The sequence below is a fragment of the Streptomyces sp. TLI_55 genome (genome assembly GCF_900206255.1).
GTDB classification, from domain to species: domain Bacteria; phylum Actinomycetota; class Actinomycetes; order Streptomycetales; family Streptomycetaceae; genus Streptomyces; species Streptomyces aquilus.
In genome coordinates, this window is sequence record NZ_OAOJ01000001.1 from 4,210,553 (window position 1) to 4,228,517 (window position 17,965).

The 17,965-nt window shown below is 72.2% G+C and carries 15 protein-coding genes; all 15 read right to left on the reverse strand.

From position 1 onward, the window contains the following. Window positions 1–62: 62 nt before the first annotated feature. The 15 genes from dpgD to CRP56_RS19450 all read right to left on the reverse strand — a co-directional run bounded on the left by dpgD (window position 63) and on the right by CRP56_RS19450 (window position 17,958). Window positions 63–875 (reverse strand): enoyl-CoA-hydratase DpgD, encoded by an 813-nt coding sequence (gene dpgD / locus CRP56_RS19380; protein WP_218877984.1) that lies wholly within the window; start codon window positions 873–875, stop codon window positions 63–65. Next, entirely contained in the window at window positions 872–2,170 is a 1,299-nt protein-coding gene (dpgC, locus tag CRP56_RS19385; RefSeq protein WP_097265726.1) for a (3,5-dihydroxyphenyl)acetyl-CoA 1,2-dioxygenase DpgC, read from the reverse strand. The genes dpgD and dpgC overlap by 4 nt, the downstream gene beginning before the upstream one ends. Then, window positions 2,170–2,832 (reverse strand): enoyl-CoA-hydratase DpgB, encoded by a 663-nt coding sequence (dpgB, locus tag CRP56_RS19390; RefSeq protein ID WP_257040832.1) that lies wholly within the window; start codon window positions 2,830–2,832, stop codon window positions 2,170–2,172. Before dpgB ends, dpgC begins: the two co-directional genes overlap by 1 nt. A gap of 17 nt (window positions 2,833–2,849) precedes the next feature. Beyond that, the gene (gene dpgA, locus CRP56_RS19395) at window positions 2,850–3,974 is read right to left on the reverse strand and encodes a 3,5-dihydroxyphenylacetyl-CoA synthase DpgA (protein ID WP_097265728.1); all 1,125 of its coding nucleotides are present in this window, start codon (window positions 3,972–3,974) and stop codon (window positions 2,850–2,852) included. A gap of 87 nt (window positions 3,975–4,061) precedes the next feature. Beyond that, a complete protein-coding gene (locus CRP56_RS19400; protein ID WP_257040833.1) occupies window positions 4,062–5,402 on the reverse strand; it encodes an aminotransferase-like domain-containing protein in 1,341 nt (446 codons plus the stop codon). 120 nt (window positions 5,403–5,522) lie between these two features. Next, window positions 5,523–8,288 (reverse strand): AAA family ATPase, encoded by a 2,766-nt coding sequence (locus tag CRP56_RS49095; RefSeq protein ID WP_097265729.1) that lies wholly within the window; start codon window positions 8,286–8,288, stop codon window positions 5,523–5,525. 314 nt (window positions 8,289–8,602) lie between these two features. Continuing rightward, on the reverse strand, window positions 8,603–9,574 hold the full coding sequence (locus tag CRP56_RS19410) for a ParB/RepB/Spo0J family partition protein (RefSeq protein ID WP_257040834.1): 972 nt from the start codon (window positions 9,572–9,574) through the stop codon (window positions 8,603–8,605). 343 nt (window positions 9,575–9,917) lie between these two features. Next, window positions 9,918–12,038: an ABC transporter ATP-binding protein gene (locus tag CRP56_RS19415; protein ID WP_097274258.1), complete on the reverse strand. Its 2,121-nt coding sequence runs from the start codon at window positions 12,036–12,038 to the stop codon at window positions 9,918–9,920. 46 nt (window positions 12,039–12,084) lie between these two features. Next, entirely contained in the window at window positions 12,085–12,309 is a 225-nt protein-coding gene (locus tag CRP56_RS19420) for an MbtH family protein (RefSeq protein WP_079306987.1), read from the reverse strand. A gap of 299 nt (window positions 12,310–12,608) precedes the next feature. After that, on the reverse strand, window positions 12,609–13,868 hold the full coding sequence (locus CRP56_RS19425; RefSeq protein WP_097265732.1) for an ABC transporter permease: 1,260 nt from the start codon (window positions 13,866–13,868) through the stop codon (window positions 12,609–12,611). After that, a complete protein-coding gene (locus tag CRP56_RS19430; protein ID WP_097265734.1) occupies window positions 13,865–14,587 on the reverse strand; it encodes an ABC transporter ATP-binding protein in 723 nt (240 codons plus the stop codon). The genes CRP56_RS19425 and CRP56_RS19430 overlap by 4 nt, the downstream gene beginning before the upstream one ends. Beyond that, window positions 14,584–15,885, reverse strand: coding sequence for a peptidoglycan-binding protein (locus tag CRP56_RS19435; RefSeq protein WP_097265736.1), 1,302 nt, complete (start codon window positions 15,883–15,885; stop codon window positions 14,584–14,586). Before CRP56_RS19435 ends, CRP56_RS19430 begins: the two co-directional genes overlap by 4 nt. Then, a complete protein-coding gene (locus CRP56_RS19440; RefSeq protein ID WP_257040835.1) occupies window positions 15,882–16,445 on the reverse strand; it encodes a hypothetical protein in 564 nt (187 codons plus the stop codon). The genes CRP56_RS19435 and CRP56_RS19440 overlap by 4 nt, the downstream gene beginning before the upstream one ends. 86 nt (window positions 16,446–16,531) lie before the next feature. Then, entirely contained in the window at window positions 16,532–16,783 is a 252-nt protein-coding gene (locus CRP56_RS19445) for a ferredoxin (protein ID WP_257040836.1), read from the reverse strand. Window positions 16,784–16,788: 5 nt separating this feature from the next. Beyond that, window positions 16,789–17,958 carry a cytochrome P450 gene (locus tag CRP56_RS19450; protein ID WP_097265740.1) on the reverse strand — a complete coding sequence of 390 codons (1,170 nt, stop codon included), beginning with the start codon at window positions 17,956–17,958 and terminating at the stop codon, window positions 16,789–16,791. Between the last annotated feature and the right edge of the window lie 7 nt (window positions 17,959–17,965).

Genomic DNA, 17,965 nt, shown 5'->3' on the forward strand with positions numbered 1-17,965 from the left:
GGTTCAGAAGATGGGGGGCCGTCAGGGCGGAGCGCGGTGGAGGCCGGGGCGGCTCCGCCGGCTCAGCGGCCCGACCACACCGGAGCGCGTTTCTCCGCGAAGGCCCGGGGGCCTTCCACGGCGTCCTCGCTGTGCATGCGCCGCTCCTCCCACACGTAGCGGGTGGCGAACGCCTCCTCCAGCGGCTGGTCGAGCGAGCGCATCACGGACTCCTTGATGGCCCGCACCGACAGGGGCGCGCTGCGCACCAGGTCGTCCGTCCAGGCGGCCACCCGGCGGTCCAGGTCGCCCTCCTCGGCGTCGGCGACCTCGTTGACCAGTCCGAAGTGCAGTGCCGTCGCCGCGTCCATGGTGCGTCCGGTGAGCAGGTACCCCATCGCGGTCTTCAGGGGCAGCTGGCGGGCGAGCCGGAACGCGCCGCCCGCGCCCGGGACCAGGCCGAGCCTGGCCTCGGGCAGGGCGAACACCGCGTCGTGCGAGGCGATGACGAGGTCGCAGGCGAGCGCCAGCTCGAAGCCGCCGCCGAGGGCGTAGCCGTTGACCCGCGCCACCACCGGTTTGGACAGGGTGAACCGCTCGGTGAGCCGGGGCCAGCCGGGCAGGCCCCGGCTGCCGAAGGTGGTGCGCGGGGTGCCGGCGCCGTCGAGGCGGCTGCGTTCCTTCAGGTCCTGTCCGACGGAGAAGGCCCGCTCGCCCGCGCCGGTCAGGACGACCGCGCGGAGGTCGTCGTCGGCCTCCACGTCGTCCCAGACCTCGGCGAGTTCCTCGTGCATCCGCAGGTCCATCGCGTTCAGGACCTCGGGCCGGTCGAGGGTGACGTGGGCGACGTGGTCCTTCTTCTCGTACCGCACCCGGGGGCGGTCGGCGGCGCTCACGCGGACCTCGCCGCGAACCTGCCGACCTTGTGGATGACGTCCTCCCCGTAGAGCCGCAGCGCCTGCTGGAGGGCGAACTCCGCCATGTACGCGCGGAACGCGTCGGCGGGTTCCTCGGCGAGGTTGAGCATCCGCCGGTTGGCGAGCACCGCGTCCCCGTCGAAGCGGGCCAGGCTCCGCTCGACGGCGTCGTCCAGCTCCTGCGGGTCCACGACCTCGTCGACCAGCAGCCGCGCCGCGGGCTCGGTGGCCCAGATGCGACGGCCCTCCAGGATCACCTGGCGGGACAGGCGGGGCCCGACGTACCGGCTGAAGCGGAAGTTGGCCACGCCGGGGATGATCCCCTCCTTGGCCGCCGGGAGGCTGAGGTAGGCGTCGGACGCGGCGAGGACGTGGTCGAACACCAGCAGCAGCTGGGCGCCGCCGCCGATCGCGAAGCCGTCGACGGCGGCGACCCAGGGCTTCTCGACGCGGGGCGAGTGCCAGGGCGCGTCGGCGCCCTCGACGCGCAGGCCCCGGACCAGCTTGTGGATATAGCCCAGTTCGCGGCGCAGCAGGAAGTCGACCAGGGAGATGTCGCCCGAGCTGAGGTTCTTGAGGTTGATGCCGGCGCTGAAGACCCGCTTGCCTCGGTAGCGGGGGTGGCTCATCTCCCCGCCGCGCAGCAGCCCGACCCGCACGTCCGGGTCGAGGAGGGCCAGGTCGACGGCGGTCTCCATGTCGTCGACCTGCTGGTTGTCCTCGGCGTTGAGCCGGTCGTGCCGGCACATCGTCAGCCGTGCGACACCGCCTTGGCGTTCCAGCCGTACGGCTTCCAGCTCCACGACGCCGGTGCGCCGGAACTCCGGGAGGAGGCGCTCGGCGCGGGCCGTGGGCCGGAGCATGGCGTCGAGGAGGTGCGGGCCGGCCGTGGGCGAGCGCAGGACGGCCCGCAGGAAGATGCCCTGGTCTATCTCGTGGCCCTCTTTGTCGGCCTGCGGGCGGCCGCGCTCCTGGGCGAGGCGGTCGGCGTCCGGTACGAGTCCGGGGTAGGCGGTCGCGGCGGCCTCGACGAGTTCGTCGATGCGCAGGTCGCGGGTGCGGCCCTCGGTGAGCCGGTCGTACACGGTGTCGGCGTGCCCGTCGAGGAAGCAGGCGCGCAGGGCGCGGGCCCGGTTCTTCGCCGTCTCGGCCTCCTCACGCTGACGCGCGGTGCGGCGGGTCGGCTCCGGAAGGGCCGCGAGCGTCTTGTCCACCTGCTCGGCGGCCTCCGTCAGGGCCGGCCACTCCTGTGTCCCGTCGTCGGCCACCGCCATCAGGCCGCCTCCTCGGCGGTGCGCCGCAGGGCGCGGTCGCAGGCGGCCAGGTGGGGGCCGAGGGCGTCCTCGAAGCTGATGGTGGCCGCGTCGAAGAGGAGCTGGCGGCGCAGGGCGATCTCCTTGCCGGACAGGCCCTCCAGGCGCTGCACGGCGGTGGCCGCCGCGGTGTCGGGCGTCTCGGTCAGCTCGTCGGCGATGCCCAGCATCAGCGCCTCGGGGGCCTGGATCGGCCGGCCGAACAGGACGGCACGGCGGGCGCGCGCGGCACCGGCCAGGCGGGCGAGCCGGAAGACGGCCATGCCGGGCCAGATGGCCTCCCCCTCGAAGGGCAGCAGCAGCCGGCTGCTGCGGGTGGCGATCCTGATGTCGGCGGTGAGGAAGGCGTCGAGGGCCGTTCCGCCGCTGTCGCCGGTCGCGACCGCGACGGTCACCGCGGGCAGCCGCTCCAGCCGCCGCAGCACCCGCTCCCACTTGGTGACGAGGGCGACGTCCAGCCCGTCGGTCCAGCCCGGCGCGGGGGCCCCGGTGACGCGCAGGACCACGGCCCCGCCCCGGTCCTCCACCGCGTCGCACAGGACGGTGACGTCCTTGATGGCCTTGACCGACAGCGGCTGGGAGCCGTCGATGGTCAGTGTCGTCACGTCGCTCAGCTCGCTCACTGCACTCTCTCCTGTTGTCACCACTGCACCAGCGCCGTCTCGAGCGTGGAGCCCGGTCCCATGGTCATGAGCACTCCGTAGTCGCCGGGCCGGGTCACCTGCTCGTCGAGGAGTCGTTCGTACGAGAAGAGGAACGACCCGCTCGACACGTTGCCGTAGTCCCGCAGGACGCCGACGGTGTGCCGCAGGTCGTGGCGGGTCAGCCCGAGGTTGACCACGACCGCGTCGATCACCTTCTTTCCGCCGGAGTGCACGAGCCAGTGGCCGATGTCGCTGCGCCGCAGACCGGTGTCCCCGAGCAGGCGGTCGACCACGATCTCGGCGTGCGCGCCGACGACGTAGGGGATCTGGGGGTCGAGGTAGAAGCTGAAGCGGTCCAGCTCGCGATCCCAGTCGTAGCGCATCGCGCCGATCGCCTCGGGGATGATGCAGCTGGCGAACTTCAGCACGGTCGGGCCCTCGGTGGTCCCGGACGCCTCGTCACCGGGCCCGCTCATCAGGGCGATCGCCCCGGCGCCGTCGCCGAAGAGGCTGTTGACGACCGCGGTGCGCATCGAGGAGTCCATCGCGTACGCCGCCGAGCAGGCCTCCGTGCAGAGCACGACGGCGAGTTCGCCGGGGTGCGCGGCCGACCAGCCGGCGACCACGTTGAGCGCGTTGAGGCCCGCGTTGCAGCCCATGCCGACGATGTCGCTGCGGCTGCAGTGCCGGTCGATGCCCAGCTCACGGATCATCAGGGCGCTGAGGCCGGGGGTGAGGAAGCCGGTCGACGACACGCAGCACAGGTGCCGCAGGTCGGAGAGTTCGGCGCCGGCCCGCTTCAGACAGGCGCGCAGTGCCTCGGCGCCCATCTCGACCGCCATGGCCTTGTGCTTGTCGAGGAGGTCGCCCTGCGGTTCGGGGGCGCGGACACCGTCGGTGCCCGGTTCCGGCAGGGTGAGGTGGCGCCGGTCGATGGCGCTGTTGGCGAAGACGGACCGGATCTTCGGGTCGGTGATGGCGAAGGCGTCGAGCACCTCCTGCTGGGAGTAGACGGCGGCCGAGGCGGCCGTCCCCACTCCGAGGATCCGCGGCCGGTACGGCGTCTTCAGGGCGCCGTCACCGGTCAGGGTGACCGGCGGCCGGTCCAGAATGACTGTCATCGAAAAGTCCACCCCCACATGCGCGGCTTGGACCGCGCTCGCTGTGCATGGCTGTTCCCGCTCACTTGCCTCGCCTTTCCGGAGAGTTCACGACGCCGAAGCCTGTGCCTCGATGAACCGCGCGAGCCGCTCGGTGCCTTCTTCGATATCGGCGGTCGTCAGATAGCTGGTGGAGAGACGGAGGGCCTGGTGGCCGCCGCCTTGCGGATAGAAGTAGTTCATCGGCGTCCAGATGACGCCGAATTCCTGTGCCGACCGGGTCAGGGCCGCGTTGTCCGCCCGGAAGGGCACGTGGACCGTGAGGAAGAAGCCGCCGGTGGGCTCGTTCCAGCGCACGCCCAGGGCGGTCCGCCGGGCCTCGGGCAGCCGGGCGTCCAGGGCACGGAGCGTGGTGCGCAGGGCGTCGCCGTAGTAGGCGGCGGGTTCCGCGTTGAGCTCGGACAGCCGGCCGTCGCCGGCCAGCAGGGCGCCCGCGACGGCGGCCTGGCTCAGCGACGAGGTGTTGACCGTCACCATGCTCTTGATCTTGGCGAGTTCGGCGGCCAGCAGACCGGTCCGGCCCTCGTCGTCGACCACCTGCTGGTCGGCGACGGCGAAGCCGACCCGGGCGCCGGGGAAGACCGTCTTCGCGAACGAGCCGAGGTGGACGACCCGGCGGGCCCGGTCCAGGGACTTGAGCGTCGGCAGCGGTGTGCCCGGGCTCACCCGGCGGTACGGGCTGTCCTCGATGAGGAGGATGTCGTGCCGCTCGGCCGCCTCCAGCAGCGCGTGGCGCGTCGGCAGGTCCATCGTGGTGCCGGACGGGTTGGAGTGGTCGGGGATCACATAGAGGGCGCGGGGCCGCCGTCCCCGGGCGCGCTCCCGCAGGATCGCGGCCTCCAGGTCGGCGCGGGAGAACCCGTCCTCCCGCTCCTCCACGGCGGTCACCGGCACGCCCAGCAGCCGGGCCACGCCGGTGATGCCCACATAGCAGGGGCTCGCCACGAGCAGCGTGTCCTCGGGAGCGGCGGTCAGCGCCCGCACCACCAGCAGCATGGCCTCCTGCGCGCCGACCGTGATCACGATCGACTCGGGCGGTACGTCGATGTCCTCGTCCTTGCGCAGCGAGTCGGCGACGATCTCCCGGATCTGCCCCGCGGTGGGCCCGTACTGGTACATCGCGGTGCGGACGTCCTGCTCGGTGGCGCCCTGCGCCGCCAGGTGGTCCAGGTAGCGGCGCAGGTACGTGAAGATCTGCTCGGTGTCGAAGAACCCGTCGTAGGGCCTGCCGGGCGCGAAGGAGATCGCGTCCGGGAAGCGGTGGGTGACCTCGTTGAGGAAGGTCATCGTGTCCAGGACGGGGTCCGAGAGGCTGGGGTGCAGGTCGCCCTTGCGCAGCGCGTGGACCGCGGTTTCCGGGGATTCTTCCAGCACGAGATCCAGGCCCATGAATTCCCCCCGGCGGATTCGGATTTGGCAGGTTGATTTCCGCACCCAGAATCACACGATCGCAATCCTGGTCACAACTCTGTCCAACAGCCCGAAACCGTCACTTGGACGGGGACTTATTCATCCGACATTCGGCGAGCAGGCCTCGGAAAGACCGGTGATTGCCGCCGGAAGATCGGCCCTGCCGCGTACCTTCAATTTCCGGTATATCTTTGTCAGGTGCTGTTCCACGGTGCTGACCGTGATGGACAGCCGGTCGGCGATATCCCGGTTGGTGCGGCCGGCGGCGGCGAGCGCCCCGACGCGGAGTTCGGCGTCGGTGAGTTCGGCCAGCGGCGCGGGCAGCGCCTCCCGGTCGGGCAGGGACGGCGCGTCCCACAGCACGGCCGGCGGCGCCACGGACGCCGGCACGGCGGCCTGGGCCGCGTGCCGGGCGGCCTGCGCGTCGGCGCGGGCCCGCCGCAGTTCCAGACCGTCGTCGCAGGCGTCCAGGACGCGCTCGGCCTCCTGCAGCAGGCGCAGCCGGTGCCGGGGCGTGCTCACCGCCGCGAGATGGCGCAGGGCGGTGCCGCGGGCCCGGCTGGGCCGGGTGCCGAGCCGGGTGAGGTGTTCCTCGATCCGCTCCCGGGCGTGCCGGCGGTCGCCGAGGGCGATGAGGGCGGCGGCCGCGTCGTTGCGCCAGTCCACGAGTTCCGGGGAGTCGAGTTCCCACTTCGCCATCAGCTCGCCGCACGACTCGAAGTCCCGCAGGGCCGCGCGCGGCCGGTGCAGGGCGAGCCGGAAACGGCCCAGGGCGTGGAGGTAGGGCAGGGCGAAGGGCGTGCCGAACATGACCATGGGAACGGGCACGTTGAGAAAGGCCCGCGCGGCCTCGATGTCGCCGGCCTCGGTCGCCGCGCGGATCGCCAGGGCCAGGGGCAGGCCGATCGCGATGCCCCAGGCCTCGGGGGTGACGAGGTCGAGCGCGGTCCTGGTGGCCTCGCCCGCGCTCTCGACGTCCCCGCGGCCCAGGGCGGCGGCGGCCCGGATCGTCTCCAGCAGCGCGTGGCCCAGGGGGATCCGCCGGGTGCGGGGCTCGTCCAGCAGCCGCTCCGCCTGGAGCACCGCCTTGTCCAGGCGCTGGGCCCCGATCAGGAAGATCAGTGCCACCAGCGGGTCCGCGTACGGGGTCACGCTGCCGGGTCCGGGCAGCAGCCGGCCGGCGGCCCGGCCCCTCTCGAACTCGACGAGGTCGGCCGCGAGGGTGAGGAACGTCCGCGGCGACATGGCGGCCGCCCGGCCCGCCGGTTCCCCCGCCCCCGCCGTCCGCGTGTGGGACGTACGGGTCGCCGCTCTGGTGGCGCGCCGCAGGCCGGGGCGGCAGAAGGAGAGCCAGAGCCGGACCAGGGCGGGGTCCGAGCGGTTGAGCGCGGGCGGGTAGCCCGCGGTGTCCCAGGCCTGCTCGGGGCCCGCGCCCTCGCGTGCCTCGATGATCCGCAGCAGGTCGTCGGCCTGCGCGAACTCGCCGCGCCACACCCTCTGCTTGACGACGACCAGGGCGTCCGAGCCGGTCAGCTGTCCGGCGCGCACCATCCGGCCGAGCTGCGGGAGGTACCGGGACGCCTTCGCGGGGTCCATGGACCACTGGGCCTCCGCGAGGGCGGCGATCACCTCCGCTTCCTGGTCGGCGTCCGTGCACAGGCCGGAGGCGTGCCGCAGATGGTCGACGCCGGCGGCGAGGTCGCCCGCGGCCAGGGCCTCGCGCGCGGCCTCCCGCAGGATGTCGAGCTGCCAGGCGGCTCGGGCCGGGTCGTGGGCCGCGAGGAGTTGCCGGGCCACCACCGCGGCCGGGGCGCCGCTCTCGCGGAGCACCTCGGCGGCCCGGGTGCGCAGGGCGGCGAGGTCCGGTCCGGGGATGTCCGCCAGGACGGTCAGCCGGGCGCGTTCGTGGCCGAACCAGGCGCCCGAGAACAGACCGGCCGCGCGCAGCTCGGTGATGCTCCAGCGCACGGAGGTCGCGTCCGCACCCAGGAGGGTGCCGATCAGCGCGGGGGTGACCGACTCGCCCAGGACCGCGGCGGCCCGGGCGACGGCGAGCAGGGTCGGCTCACCGCGGTGGAGGCAGCGCAGGAAGGCGTTGCGGAACGCCTCGTGGGGCATCGGGGCGCCGCGTCTGACGGCCTCCGGGGTGCCGCACGTCGCGGTGTCCTCGATCAGGGCCTCCAGCAGCAGGGGGTTCCCGCCGCTGGTCCTGGCCCACAGCTCGACCGTCTCCGGCGCCGCGGCGCGGGCCGCCGGATGCCCGGCCAGCAGGGCGGCGACCCCGTCGGCGCCGAGCGGTCCGATCCGCAGCCGCCGGCAGTGCGGCAGGTGCAGGGTCTCGGCGTGCAGCGTGGCGAGGGTCCGGTCGTGGCCGGCGGTCTCGGTCAGGACGACCAGGACGGGCAGCGCGTCGATGCGTCGTACGAGATAGCGCAGGCACTGCAGGGACGCCTCGTCGGCGAAGTGCACGTCGTCGGCGTGCAGGACGAGCGGGCCGCGGCCGGCGAGTTCGGCGACGGAGCGGTGGATGCGCTGCATGAGGGCGCGTGGCACGCGTCCGCCTGCTTCCGCGGCCTTGGCGAGTTCGTCGGCGGCCGGTGGTCCGTCGGCCGGGCCCGTCGCCCGCATCGCGGTGACCAGTTGGTCGATCAGTCCCAGTCTGTCGAGGCTCTCGCTCGCGGCGCCGGTCACCGACAGGAAGGTTCCTTCTCTTGCCGTGACCTGCTCGGACAACGCCCGGACCAGGGTGGTCTTGCCGCAGCCCACGGGGCCGTTGACGATGACCAGGGCTCCCTTTCCGGCCACGCACCCTTCGTAGAGCTCTCGCAGCAGACCGAGTTCTCCGTCCCTTTCATGGAGCTTCACAGGTACCCCCCGTACCTACGCCGACCCGTGAGTATTTGAGGTCCGAACCAAAACGTCTCTGACCTGCAAGTACATCGCCAGGATACCGGCTCATTAGCGCCAGCACGGCAAGATTTCGGCCACTCGGCGGGACGAATGGGGGCGATTTTCGGACAGCCAACGGCCGATAATTCCTGGGGAACTCAAAAGGAAAGACACAGAACCATCGGTGAATAACGGGCGACGGATTCGCGCCACCACCGGTGGAGCACTGAACAGGAAAACCGTCGCGAAAGCGGCAACTTTCGCGACGGTCGACATTCCGAAATGCGGTCTCAGCCGATCTGGGCGACGTCGTCCCTGACCCGCTCGGCGAAATCCGACCACAGGTCGGCGAACTGCCGGGCGAGATCGGCCACGATGTCGCTGCAGTGCGGCGGGACGTTGCTGACGATCGCCTCCCACTCCTCCTTGCGCAGCGAGTGCAGGACGAGCAGGCGCAGCAGGTTGCGGCCGGTCTCCGTGAAGCGCAGTGCCGGGTCGGCCTTCAGGCGCTTGATGAGCACGGCGCGGTCCGGCGCCTGCGTCATGTCCGGGCGGGTCCGGGGAGCCGGCCGGGCCAGTCGCAGCGCCCCGAACTCCCCGCGTCCGGGCGGCTCCCCGGGTTCGGTCCGCTCCTGCTTGCGCCGGCGCTGCCGGGGCAGCGGGTCCTCGCCGTTGCGCAGCCGGTTGCGGACGTCCCGGGCGGTCTCGGGGGAGATCCCCGCCGCCCGGGCGACCTGACGCAGCGACAGCTCCGGGTTCTCCGTGAGCAGTTCACCCGCCAGGATGCGGCCGGTACTGCCGTCGACCGGCCGCAGTCGGCCGTCCTGACCGAGCCGCCGTCCCTCCGGCCCCGGCAGCTGGACGACCCGCTTGCGGATCTCGCCGACGGTCCCGGGCGCGATCCCGGTGACCGAGGCGACCCTGCGGTCCGACCACTGCGGATGGGAGACGACGATGCGCTCCGCGGCGCGCTTGCGGTCGGCGAGCGCCAGCGGAAGGCCGTGATGGACATTGAGTTGGACCGCCAGGACGAAGGCCGCGGCCTCGTCGCCGTCGAAGAACCGGGCGGCGATCCTGCTCTCGCCGCGCAGCCGGGCGGCCTTCAGCCGGTGGTAGCCGTCGATGACCCGCATCGTCTGCCGGTGCACCGTGATCGGCGGCAGCGGGCTCTGCGCCGCCGCGAGTAACTGAATGTGCTCCGTTCTCTCTCCGGCCAACCGCGGTGATCCGGACAGGCTCAACGAGCCGATCTCGACCTCCACGACGGGCTGCTGACTTATTGCTCCCTCGGACTCCACCCCAGCTCCTTACATCCCCACGCTGCTGCGAAAGGCGGTTGCCGTCCACGAAGAAGAATTTCTCGTCCGAGCACGCTTTCTGCCGAAAATCCATCGCCAGTGGTCCGAGTGTGGGGGGAGCGATTTCACAAGGTCGACATTTGCATGCTTCAGATGTGACCGAAATTAACAGCCTGACATCCTGGGCGAAACCCCTGCGGTTCGAGCGGTCCTCACCCCTACCTCTAGGGGGTGTGGGGGTGAGCTGGGCAAAGAGGTGCCCGCGACGCCGTGGGAGCGTCGCGGGCACCGGTCTTGCGGGTCGTACTCAGTGCGGCCGGGGGCCTCCCGGTCCGCCGGGGCCCTGGGGGCCGGGGCCGAAGACGACCGGCCGCGGTCCGGGCCCGGGGCCGGGTCCGGGCATCCCCGGGCCGCCGGGGCCGCCCGGGCCGCCCGGGCCCTCGGGGCCGCCGGGGCCGAAGAAGACCGGCCCCCCGTGGCCGTGGCCGACCGGTTCCGGGACCCGCTGCTGCGGCGCCTCCTCGACCTCGGGCACCTCCTCGTCGAGGAGGGCCGGCATGGCGAACTGGGTGCGGTACAGCTCGGCGTAGAGCCCGCCGAGCGCGAGCAGTTCGTCATGGGTGCCGCGCTCCGCGATCCGTCCCTGGTCCAGGACGATGATCTGGTCCGCGTCCCGGATGGTGGACAGCCGGTGCGCGATGACCAGGGAGGTGCGGCCCGCGAGCGCGGTCTTCAGGGCCAGTTGCAGGGCGGCCTCGGACTCGGAGTCCAGGTGCGCGGTCGCCTCGTCGAGCACCACCACCGGCGGGGCCTTGAGCAGCAGCCGGGCCATGGCGATGCGCTGCTTCTCGCCGCCGGAGAGCCGGTAGCCGCGGTCGCCGACCATGGTGTCGAGACCGTCGGGCAGCGAGGCGACCAGCCGCCAGATCTGGGCGGCCCGGCAGGCCGCGACCAGTTCCTCCTCGGTGGCGTCCGGGCGGGCGTAGAGCAGGTTCTCCCGGATGGTGGTGTGCAGCAGGTGCCCGTCCTGGGTGACCATGCCGACGGTGTCGCTGAGCGACTGCAGCGTCAGGTCGCGTACGTCGCGGCCGTCGATGAGGACGGTGCCCTCCTCCGGGTCGTACAGCCGCGGGACCAGGTGGGTGACGGTGGTCTTGCCCGCCCCGGACGGGCCGACCAGCGCGGTGAGTTTGCCGGCCGGCACGGTGAAGCTGAGGTCGCGCAGCGCCCAGCTGTCGCCGTCCTGCTCGCGCGTCGGCGTGGCGAAGTCCTCCAGGGAGGCCAGCGAGACGTCGGCGGGCCGCGGGTGCCGGAAGGACACCCCGCGGAACTCGACCCCTGGGGCCGTCTCGCGGGTGCTCGCGGGGGGCAGCGCCACCGCGTCGGGCTTCTCGGTGACCAGCGGCTTCAGATCGAGGATCTCGAAGAGCCGGTCGAAGCTGACGAGCGCCGTCATCGCGTCGGCCTGGGCGTTCGACAGCTGGCCCACCGGTGCCATCAGCCGGGTGAGCAGCGTGGCGAGGGCGACCAGGGTGCCGACCTCGAAGACGCCGTTCACGGAGAGGGTCCCGCCGACGCCGTAGACGACGGCGGTGGCGATCGAGCCGATGAACATGCTCGACAGGAACAGCAGCTTCATCGACACCGAGTTGCGCACGCCGATGTCCCGGCCGCGGGCGGCGAGCCGCGCATAGCCGGCGGTCTCCCGGTCCGGGCGGCCGTAGAGCTTGGCCAGCAGCGCGCCGGCGACGTTGAACCGCTCGTGCATGAGCGAGCCCATCTCGGCGTTGACCTGCATGTGCCGCCGGGCCAGGCCCTGGAGCCGGCGGCCGACGAGCCGGCCGGGGAGGATGAAGAACGGGACCAGGACCAGGGAGATCAGGGTGATCGTCCAGGACAGGTAGAACATCGTGCCGAGCACGAACAGGACGGTCAGCCCGGCGGAGACCACCGTGGAGAGCATCTGGGTGACCGCCTGCTGGGCGCCGATCACATCGGTGTTCAGGCGGCTCACCAGCGCGCCGGTCTGGGCGCGGGTGAAGAAGGCGAGCGACTGGCGCTGCACATGGTCGAAGACCTGCACCCGCAGGTCGTAGACGAGTCCCTCGCTGACCTTGGCGGAGAACCAGCTCTCCCCGAAGCCCACCACGGCGGCGAGGACGGAGACCGCGGCGACCGCGCCCGCGAGCCAGGCCACGGTCCCGTTGTCGCTGGCCATGATGCCGTCGTCGATCAGGTACTTCAGGAGCAGGGGCGGGGCCACCGCGCACAGGGCGTTCAGCGTGGTGCAGACCACGAGGAAGCCGATGGCGCGGCGGTGTCCGCGGGTGTACGGGATGATCCTTCTCGTCGTTCCGGGCTTCGCCCGCTGGGTGTTGTTCGAGGAATCCGGCCCGTCGGACCGGATCATGACGGGTCCGCCCATCATGGCCACGGGTACTCCCTGGGTAGCGTCGCTGGGGTCGGGCGGGCCACTAGCGGGCCGCCTCGGTCTCCTTCATGGCGTCGATGAGGCTCTGCGGACGGAGATCCGTCCAGCTCTCCTCCACATAGGCGAGGCATTCCTTGCGCGAGGCCTCTCCGAAAACGAGCCGCCAGCCATTCGGAATTTCAGCGAATGCAGGCCACAACGAGTGCTGATTCTCCCTGTTCACGAGCACCAGAAAGGTCCCGTCTTCGTCATCGAACGGGTTCGCCATTAGTCACTCCCGCGGGATCGGATTAATTCCTCGATGGATAGGAAAACCTTAGCCCGAGCCATATGAGCCGAACAAGGTTCGCCAATTCGAGGGCATTCCGCGGCAATGGATATTTGTTTTTTGGGTGGGCCGGGCACAGCCGGCTCACAGTCTGACCTGCGGGCGCCCGGCGCGACAGCTCGTCCAACCGGCCGACCCGGGCAGTTGGACACCGGACGACCGGGGTGCGGCGCCCCCGCCGGCGGGGGATGGCGACGGAGGCGCCGCGGTCCGGAATGTCAAGCCACCGTCCAGGGCGGCTAGTTGGTCGCGAGGGCCTCCGTCGGAGGGAGCCGGGCCGCGCGGACCGCGGGGTAGAAGCCGGCCAGTCCGCCGATGGCGAGCGTGGCGGCCAGCCCTCCGGCCATCGCCCACAGCGGGACCAGGGCCGCCCACCCCTGATAGGCGGCGTAGCCGTCGGTCACCCCGATGCCCAGCAGGACACCGCCGAGGCCACCGAGCCCGGACAGCAGCAGCGCCTCGGCGAGGAACTGGATCCTGATCTGGCCCCGGGTGGCGCCGAGCGAGCGGCGCAGTCCGATCTCCGAGCGGCGTTCCAGCACCGAGATGACCATGGTGTTGGCCACCCCGACCCCGCCGACCAGCAGCGCGACCCCGCCCAGGCCGAGGAGCAGCCCGCTCAGCGACTTGTCGGCGGCGTGCTTGGCGGCCAGCGCGTCGGAGGGGCGGGAGACGTTGACCTCGTTGGGGTCCTCCGGGGAGACCGTCGGGCCCAGCACGCTGTGCACCGTCTCGACGTCCGCGTCCTTCGCCCGGGTGTAGACGGTCGTCGGGTAGCCGTCGAAGGACAGTTCCTTCTCCGCCACCGTCCAGCCCACGAAGGCCTGGGTGTCAAGGGCGGGCAGCAGTTCGTTGGGGGCCAGCAGCCCCACCACGGTGAACCAGCGGTTGCCGAGCCACACCTGGACGTCCGTCCCGGCCCGGTGGATGCCCAGGCTGCGCGCCGTCTCCGCGCCCAGCACCACGGCCGGGTACCGGCTGTTGGCGTCGTTCAGCCAGCGGCCGTCGACGATCTTCCCGCCGATGGAGCGCAGCAGGTCCGTACGGGCCGCGCTGACCGTCAGACCGCCCGACTCCACCGCCGGCACCCGGTCGTTGCGGTAGAGCTTCGCGTCCGTGGTGCCCGTCGCGGAGGCCGAGATCACCTCGGGCCGGTTCGCGATCATCGCGACGGCGTCCTCGGACAGATGGGCGTTGTCACCGGTCATCGTGGTGCCGGGGGCGACAGTGAGCAGATTGGTGCCGAGCGCGGCCAGCTGCTTGTTCAGATCGTTGGTCGACGAGGTGGAGATGCCCACCACCCCGATCATCGCGGCGATGCCGATCGCGATGCCGAGCGCCGACAGGAAGACCCGCATGGGGCGCGAGCGCAGGCCCCAGCCGCCCACCCGGGCCACGTCCGACAGGCTCAGCCGGGCCGCCTTGGGACGCGGCGGCGGGGGCAGATCGGCCCAGGGCCGCTGCCGTTCGGCCGGCAGCGCCGGATACGCCGTGCTCATCGCCCCACCCCCGTGTACGTCAGGGCCCGCGGCCCCGGAGATCCCGAGTCGTGCTCGATCCGGCCGTCCCGCACCCTGACCTCGCGCGGCAGGGAGGCCGCGATGTCCCGGTCGTGGGTGATGACGACGACCGTCGTGCCGGCCTCGTGCAGTTCGTGGAGCAGTTCCATCACCACCGTCCCCGAGCGGGAGTCCAGCGCACCGGTCGGCTCGTCGGCCAGCAGCAGCGGCGGATCGCCGACCACCGCCCGGGCGATCGCGACGCGCTGCTTCTCACCGCCGGACAGCTGCTGCGGCTCGTGGAAGAGCCGGTGCCCCAGGCCCACCCGGCGCAGCGCCACCTCGGCGACCCGGCGCCGCTCCCGGCGCGGCCGCCCGCTGTACAGCAGGCCGTCCGCCACGCTGTCCAGCGCCGACACCCCGGAGGCGAGATGGAACTGCTGGAAGACGAAGCCGATGGTGCCGGCCCGCAGCGCCGACAGCTCACGGTCGTTGAGGGAGTCCACCGGGTGCCCGGCGATCGCCACCGTCCCGGAGGTGGGCCGGTCCAGGGTGCCCATGATGTTGAGCATGGTGGACTTGCCCGAGCCCGAGGGGCCGACGACCGCGAGCATCTCGCCGCGGTGGACCACCAGGTCCGCCTCGACCAGGGCGGCCACGTCCCCGTACGACTTGCCGACCCCGGCCAGCTCGATCACCGGGTGGGCGGTGACGGTCACTTCGGGACCCCCACGACGGTGCCCTCGGTGATGCCGGTGCCGGAGACCTCGACCATGCCGTTGCCGAACATGCCGAGCTTCACATCGCGGTACTCCGACTTCGACCCGGTCACCACCTCGACCGCGTAGCCGCCGCCCGGCCGCGCGAACAGGGCGCTGATCGGCACCGCGAGCACGTTCGAGCGGGCTTCGGCCGCGAACTCGACGCTGACGGAGGCGGCCTGGTAGGCGCCGAGCTTCTTGGCGTCCTCGACCTTCAGCTCCACCGGCACGGTGGCGTTCGAGGAACCCGAGCCCGAGGACTTCTGCTGGTCCCCGCCCTCGCCCCCGGAGTCACCCGACGAGGTCGGCGTGCCGATGTCCGTCACCACGGCGGTCACCGTGGTGTTGTCCGGCAGCGTGACGGTCGACTTCCCGCCCTTCTTCGCCAGGTCCGCGTACTGCACGGGCAGGTCGACGGAGATGACCCGGTCGGTGCCCGTCCAGGTGAGCACGTCACCGGTGAGGCTGTCGCCGACGGCGAGATTCGCCTTGGCGACCCGCCGCGCGCCGGACGCCACCACCGCGTCGCCGGGCCCGACCTCCCCGGTCTCGGTACGGCCGAGGTCGTCCTGCCACTCCTCGACGGCGGCGGCCGTGTCCGAGGTGTAGTCGGAGTCCACCGTGAAGCCGTCGTAGCCGAGCGCCTTCAGGTTCTTCTCCAGCATCCTGACGTCGCTGCCGCTGACGCCCGGCTTCAGCGTCCGGTACAGCGGCACCGAGCCGTACAGCAGCGGCACCGACTCCTGGTTGACCTTGTAGACCGGCTTTCCGCGGGTGAGGGTGTCGCCGTCGGAGGGCATCCAGGTGACGATCCCGGCGCCCGCCCCGCCCCCGCCCTGCGCCTGCCCGGACTGCGCGGAGCCGGACGCGGCCGGGGCCTGCACGGCCACCGTGTCGCCGTACCCGAGCTGCCCGTCCAAAGCCTGCGAGCTGGTCAGCGTCGTCCGCTTGACCTGCGTCGTGGCGGGCGGCCCGGACGGCGCCGTCGCCTCCGTCCCGTCGTCCCCGCCGCCGAACACCCCGAGGGCGGCACCGGCTGCGGCCGCGGCGACCACCGCCGCACACGCGACGACCAGGGCGATCCGCACCCCGCGGCGGCGCCGGCGGCCGTCCGCCGGCGCCTCGTCCACGGCGCCTCCGCTCCCCTCGTAGGAAGGGGAGGGGATGGCCTCGGGCCGCAGCTCCAGCTCCCCGCCGTCGACGCCCGGCGCTTCCTCGGGGGCCCGCGCGACGGTCCCCTCCTCCTGACTGGTCATCCCTGCGGTCCTCCCATGAAGGCGAGCGTGCCGCCGGGCCGGATGCTGTAGCAGGCCTCGGCCGCCTTCGAGAACTTCGGGTCGTCCCGCCCGGTCAGGCCGGAGGCGTTGGCGTCGATGACGATCGTGTTCCCGTTCACCTGCGGGTCGGGGAAGTTGGGTACGCCGTTCTCACGGATGCACTTCGCCCAGGCGGCGACCTTCGTCGCGTCGAAGGCCCGGCTGCCGGCGGCGTCACCGGTGTCGCCCTGGTACAGCAGACCCTGGCAGGCGGACTGGGCCGACTTGAAGGTGGGCGAGTTCTGGTCGACGCCCTGCGGGATGACGAGCTTCACGCCGCCCCCGCTGTCCTTCTCCGGGTCGGGGAACTCCGACACACCGTGCTCGCGCATGCACTTCGCGTAGGCCACGCCCGCGCTTTCCGTGCCGCCCGCACTGGAAGAGGAGGAGTCCCCGCCGCCCTCGCTGGTCACCGTCGCGTCCTTGTCGCCCGACGAACAGCCGGCGAGAAGTGCTCCAGCTGTCATCACGGACAGCACCGCCAGGAGGGGCCCGGTCATGCGCTTCTGATGGTTATTCGGCATACCAGAAGTTCTACGGGGCGCCCGGTCACACCAGGGTTGCAACGGGCGCCCCGCGGGACCGCTCAGTCAGCCCGGTCCCACCCGGCACTTCCCTGTCCTCCCGAGGGCACCAGCGCGATGGCACGGGCGGGACAGCGGGACGCCGCCCTGCGCAGCGCCGGCAGGGCCTCGGGGCCCGCCTCCCGGACCCGCGGCACGACCAGACCGTCGTCCTCCGACTGGTCGAAGAACTCCGGCTCGAACAACGCGCAGGCGCCCGAACCCACACAGCTGTCCCGGTCCACCCGGATCTCCACCCGGGCCGTGTCCGCCACCGGCCTCACCACAGGACCGGCAGCGTCTCGACGCCGAACTGCGGTGCCAGTGAGCGGAACCGCAGTTCCTCCACCCCCGTGCCGAGCCGCAGGCCGGGGAAGCGTTCCAGCAGCCCCGACAGCGCGATCCGCAGCTGGAGCCGCGCCAGCGCCGCGCCGAGGCAGAAGTGCACGCCGAAGCCCAGCGCCAGGTGGTTGCCGGGCTCGCGGGCGATGTCCAGCCGGTCCGCGGTGCCGTCGTCCCCGCCGTACGGGCAGCGGTTCGCGGCGAACACCGAGCACGACACGACCTCACCGGCCTTGATCAGCTCGCCGCCGATCTCCACGTCCACCAGCGCGGTCCGCGGCGACACGGACGCCACCACCGACACATAGCGCAGCAGCTCCTCCACCGCCCGGTCCATCAGCTCGGGCCGCTCCCGCAGCAGGGCCAGCTGGTCGGGGTGGCACAGCAGCGCCAGGACCCCGAGGCCGATGGTCTCCGCCGTGTTCTCGATCGAGCCGTTGGCGACGCTCTCGCAGATGCCGGCGACCTCCTCGTCCGACACCGCGTCCCCGTGCTCCCGGATCAGCATCCCGGCCAGGCCCTCACCCGGTTCGCGGCGCTGTGCCGCGGCCAGCTTCCGGAAGTGCCCCACGTACTCCGACGTCGCCGGGTGTCTGCGCGGGCTGTGCCCGGACGCCCGGTGGTCGCCGAGCCGGGACAGCTCGGACAGGTCGTCGCGGGGCAGGCCGATCAGCTCGGCGAGGATCAGGCCCGACACCGGCCGGGCGAAGTGGCGCATCAGGTCGGCGGGACGCCCGGCCCGCTCCAGCACCTCCAGCCGCTGGTCCACGATCCGCGCCATCATCGGCTCCATTGCCTTCATCTGCCGCACCGTGAACATCGGCGCCACCAGCCGCCGCAGCCGGCTGTGCTCGGCCCCGTCGGTCTGCAACAGGCTCCCCGGATGCGGATCGGGCTTGCGGCCGTCCGGCTCGGGCGGCGGCATGCTGGAGAACCGCTCGGCGTCGGCGAGGATCTGCCGCACCACCTCACGATCGGTCACGATCCAGTGGGGCATCCCGCCGGGCGGCCGGAACAGCGGCGCCCGCGCGTTGAGTTCCAGGAGCTCCGGCACCGGGTCCAGGACGTCCCGGCGCTTGTCCACCGGAAGCTCGAACGACTGCGTCATGCGAGTC

Excerpts from the sequence above, each read along its gene's own strand:
- CRP56_RS19420 (WP_079306987.1), bottom strand. The coding sequence starts at position 12,309 with ATGGCGAACCCGTTCGATGACGAAGACGGGACCTTTCTGGTGCTCGTG.
- CRP56_RS19440 (WP_257040835.1), bottom strand. The coding sequence starts at position 16,445 with ATGACCGGGCCCCTCCTGGCGGTGCTGTCCGTGATGACAGCTGGAGCA.
- CRP56_RS19415 (WP_097274258.1), bottom strand. The coding sequence starts at position 12,038 with ATGATGGGCGGACCCGTCATGATCCGGTCCGACGGGCCGGATTCCTCG.
- dpgC (WP_097265726.1), bottom strand. The coding sequence starts at position 2,170 with ATGGCGGTGGCCGACGACGGGACACAGGAGTGGCCGGCCCTGACGGAG.
- dpgA (WP_097265728.1), bottom strand. The coding sequence starts at position 3,974 with ATGACAGTCATTCTGGACCGGCCGCCGGTCACCCTGACCGGTGACGGC.
- CRP56_RS19435 (WP_097265736.1), bottom strand. The coding sequence starts at position 15,885 with ATGACCAGTCAGGAGGAGGGGACCGTCGCGCGGGCCCCCGAGGAAGCG.
- CRP56_RS19425 (WP_097265732.1), bottom strand. The coding sequence starts at position 13,868 with ATGAGCACGGCGTATCCGGCGCTGCCGGCCGAACGGCAGCGGCCCTGG.
- CRP56_RS19450 (WP_097265740.1), bottom strand. The coding sequence starts at position 17,958 with ATGACGCAGTCGTTCGAGCTTCCGGTGGACAAGCGCCGGGACGTCCTG.
- CRP56_RS19400 (WP_257040833.1), bottom strand. The coding sequence starts at position 5,402 with ATGGGCCTGGATCTCGTGCTGGAAGAATCCCCGGAAACCGCGGTCCAC.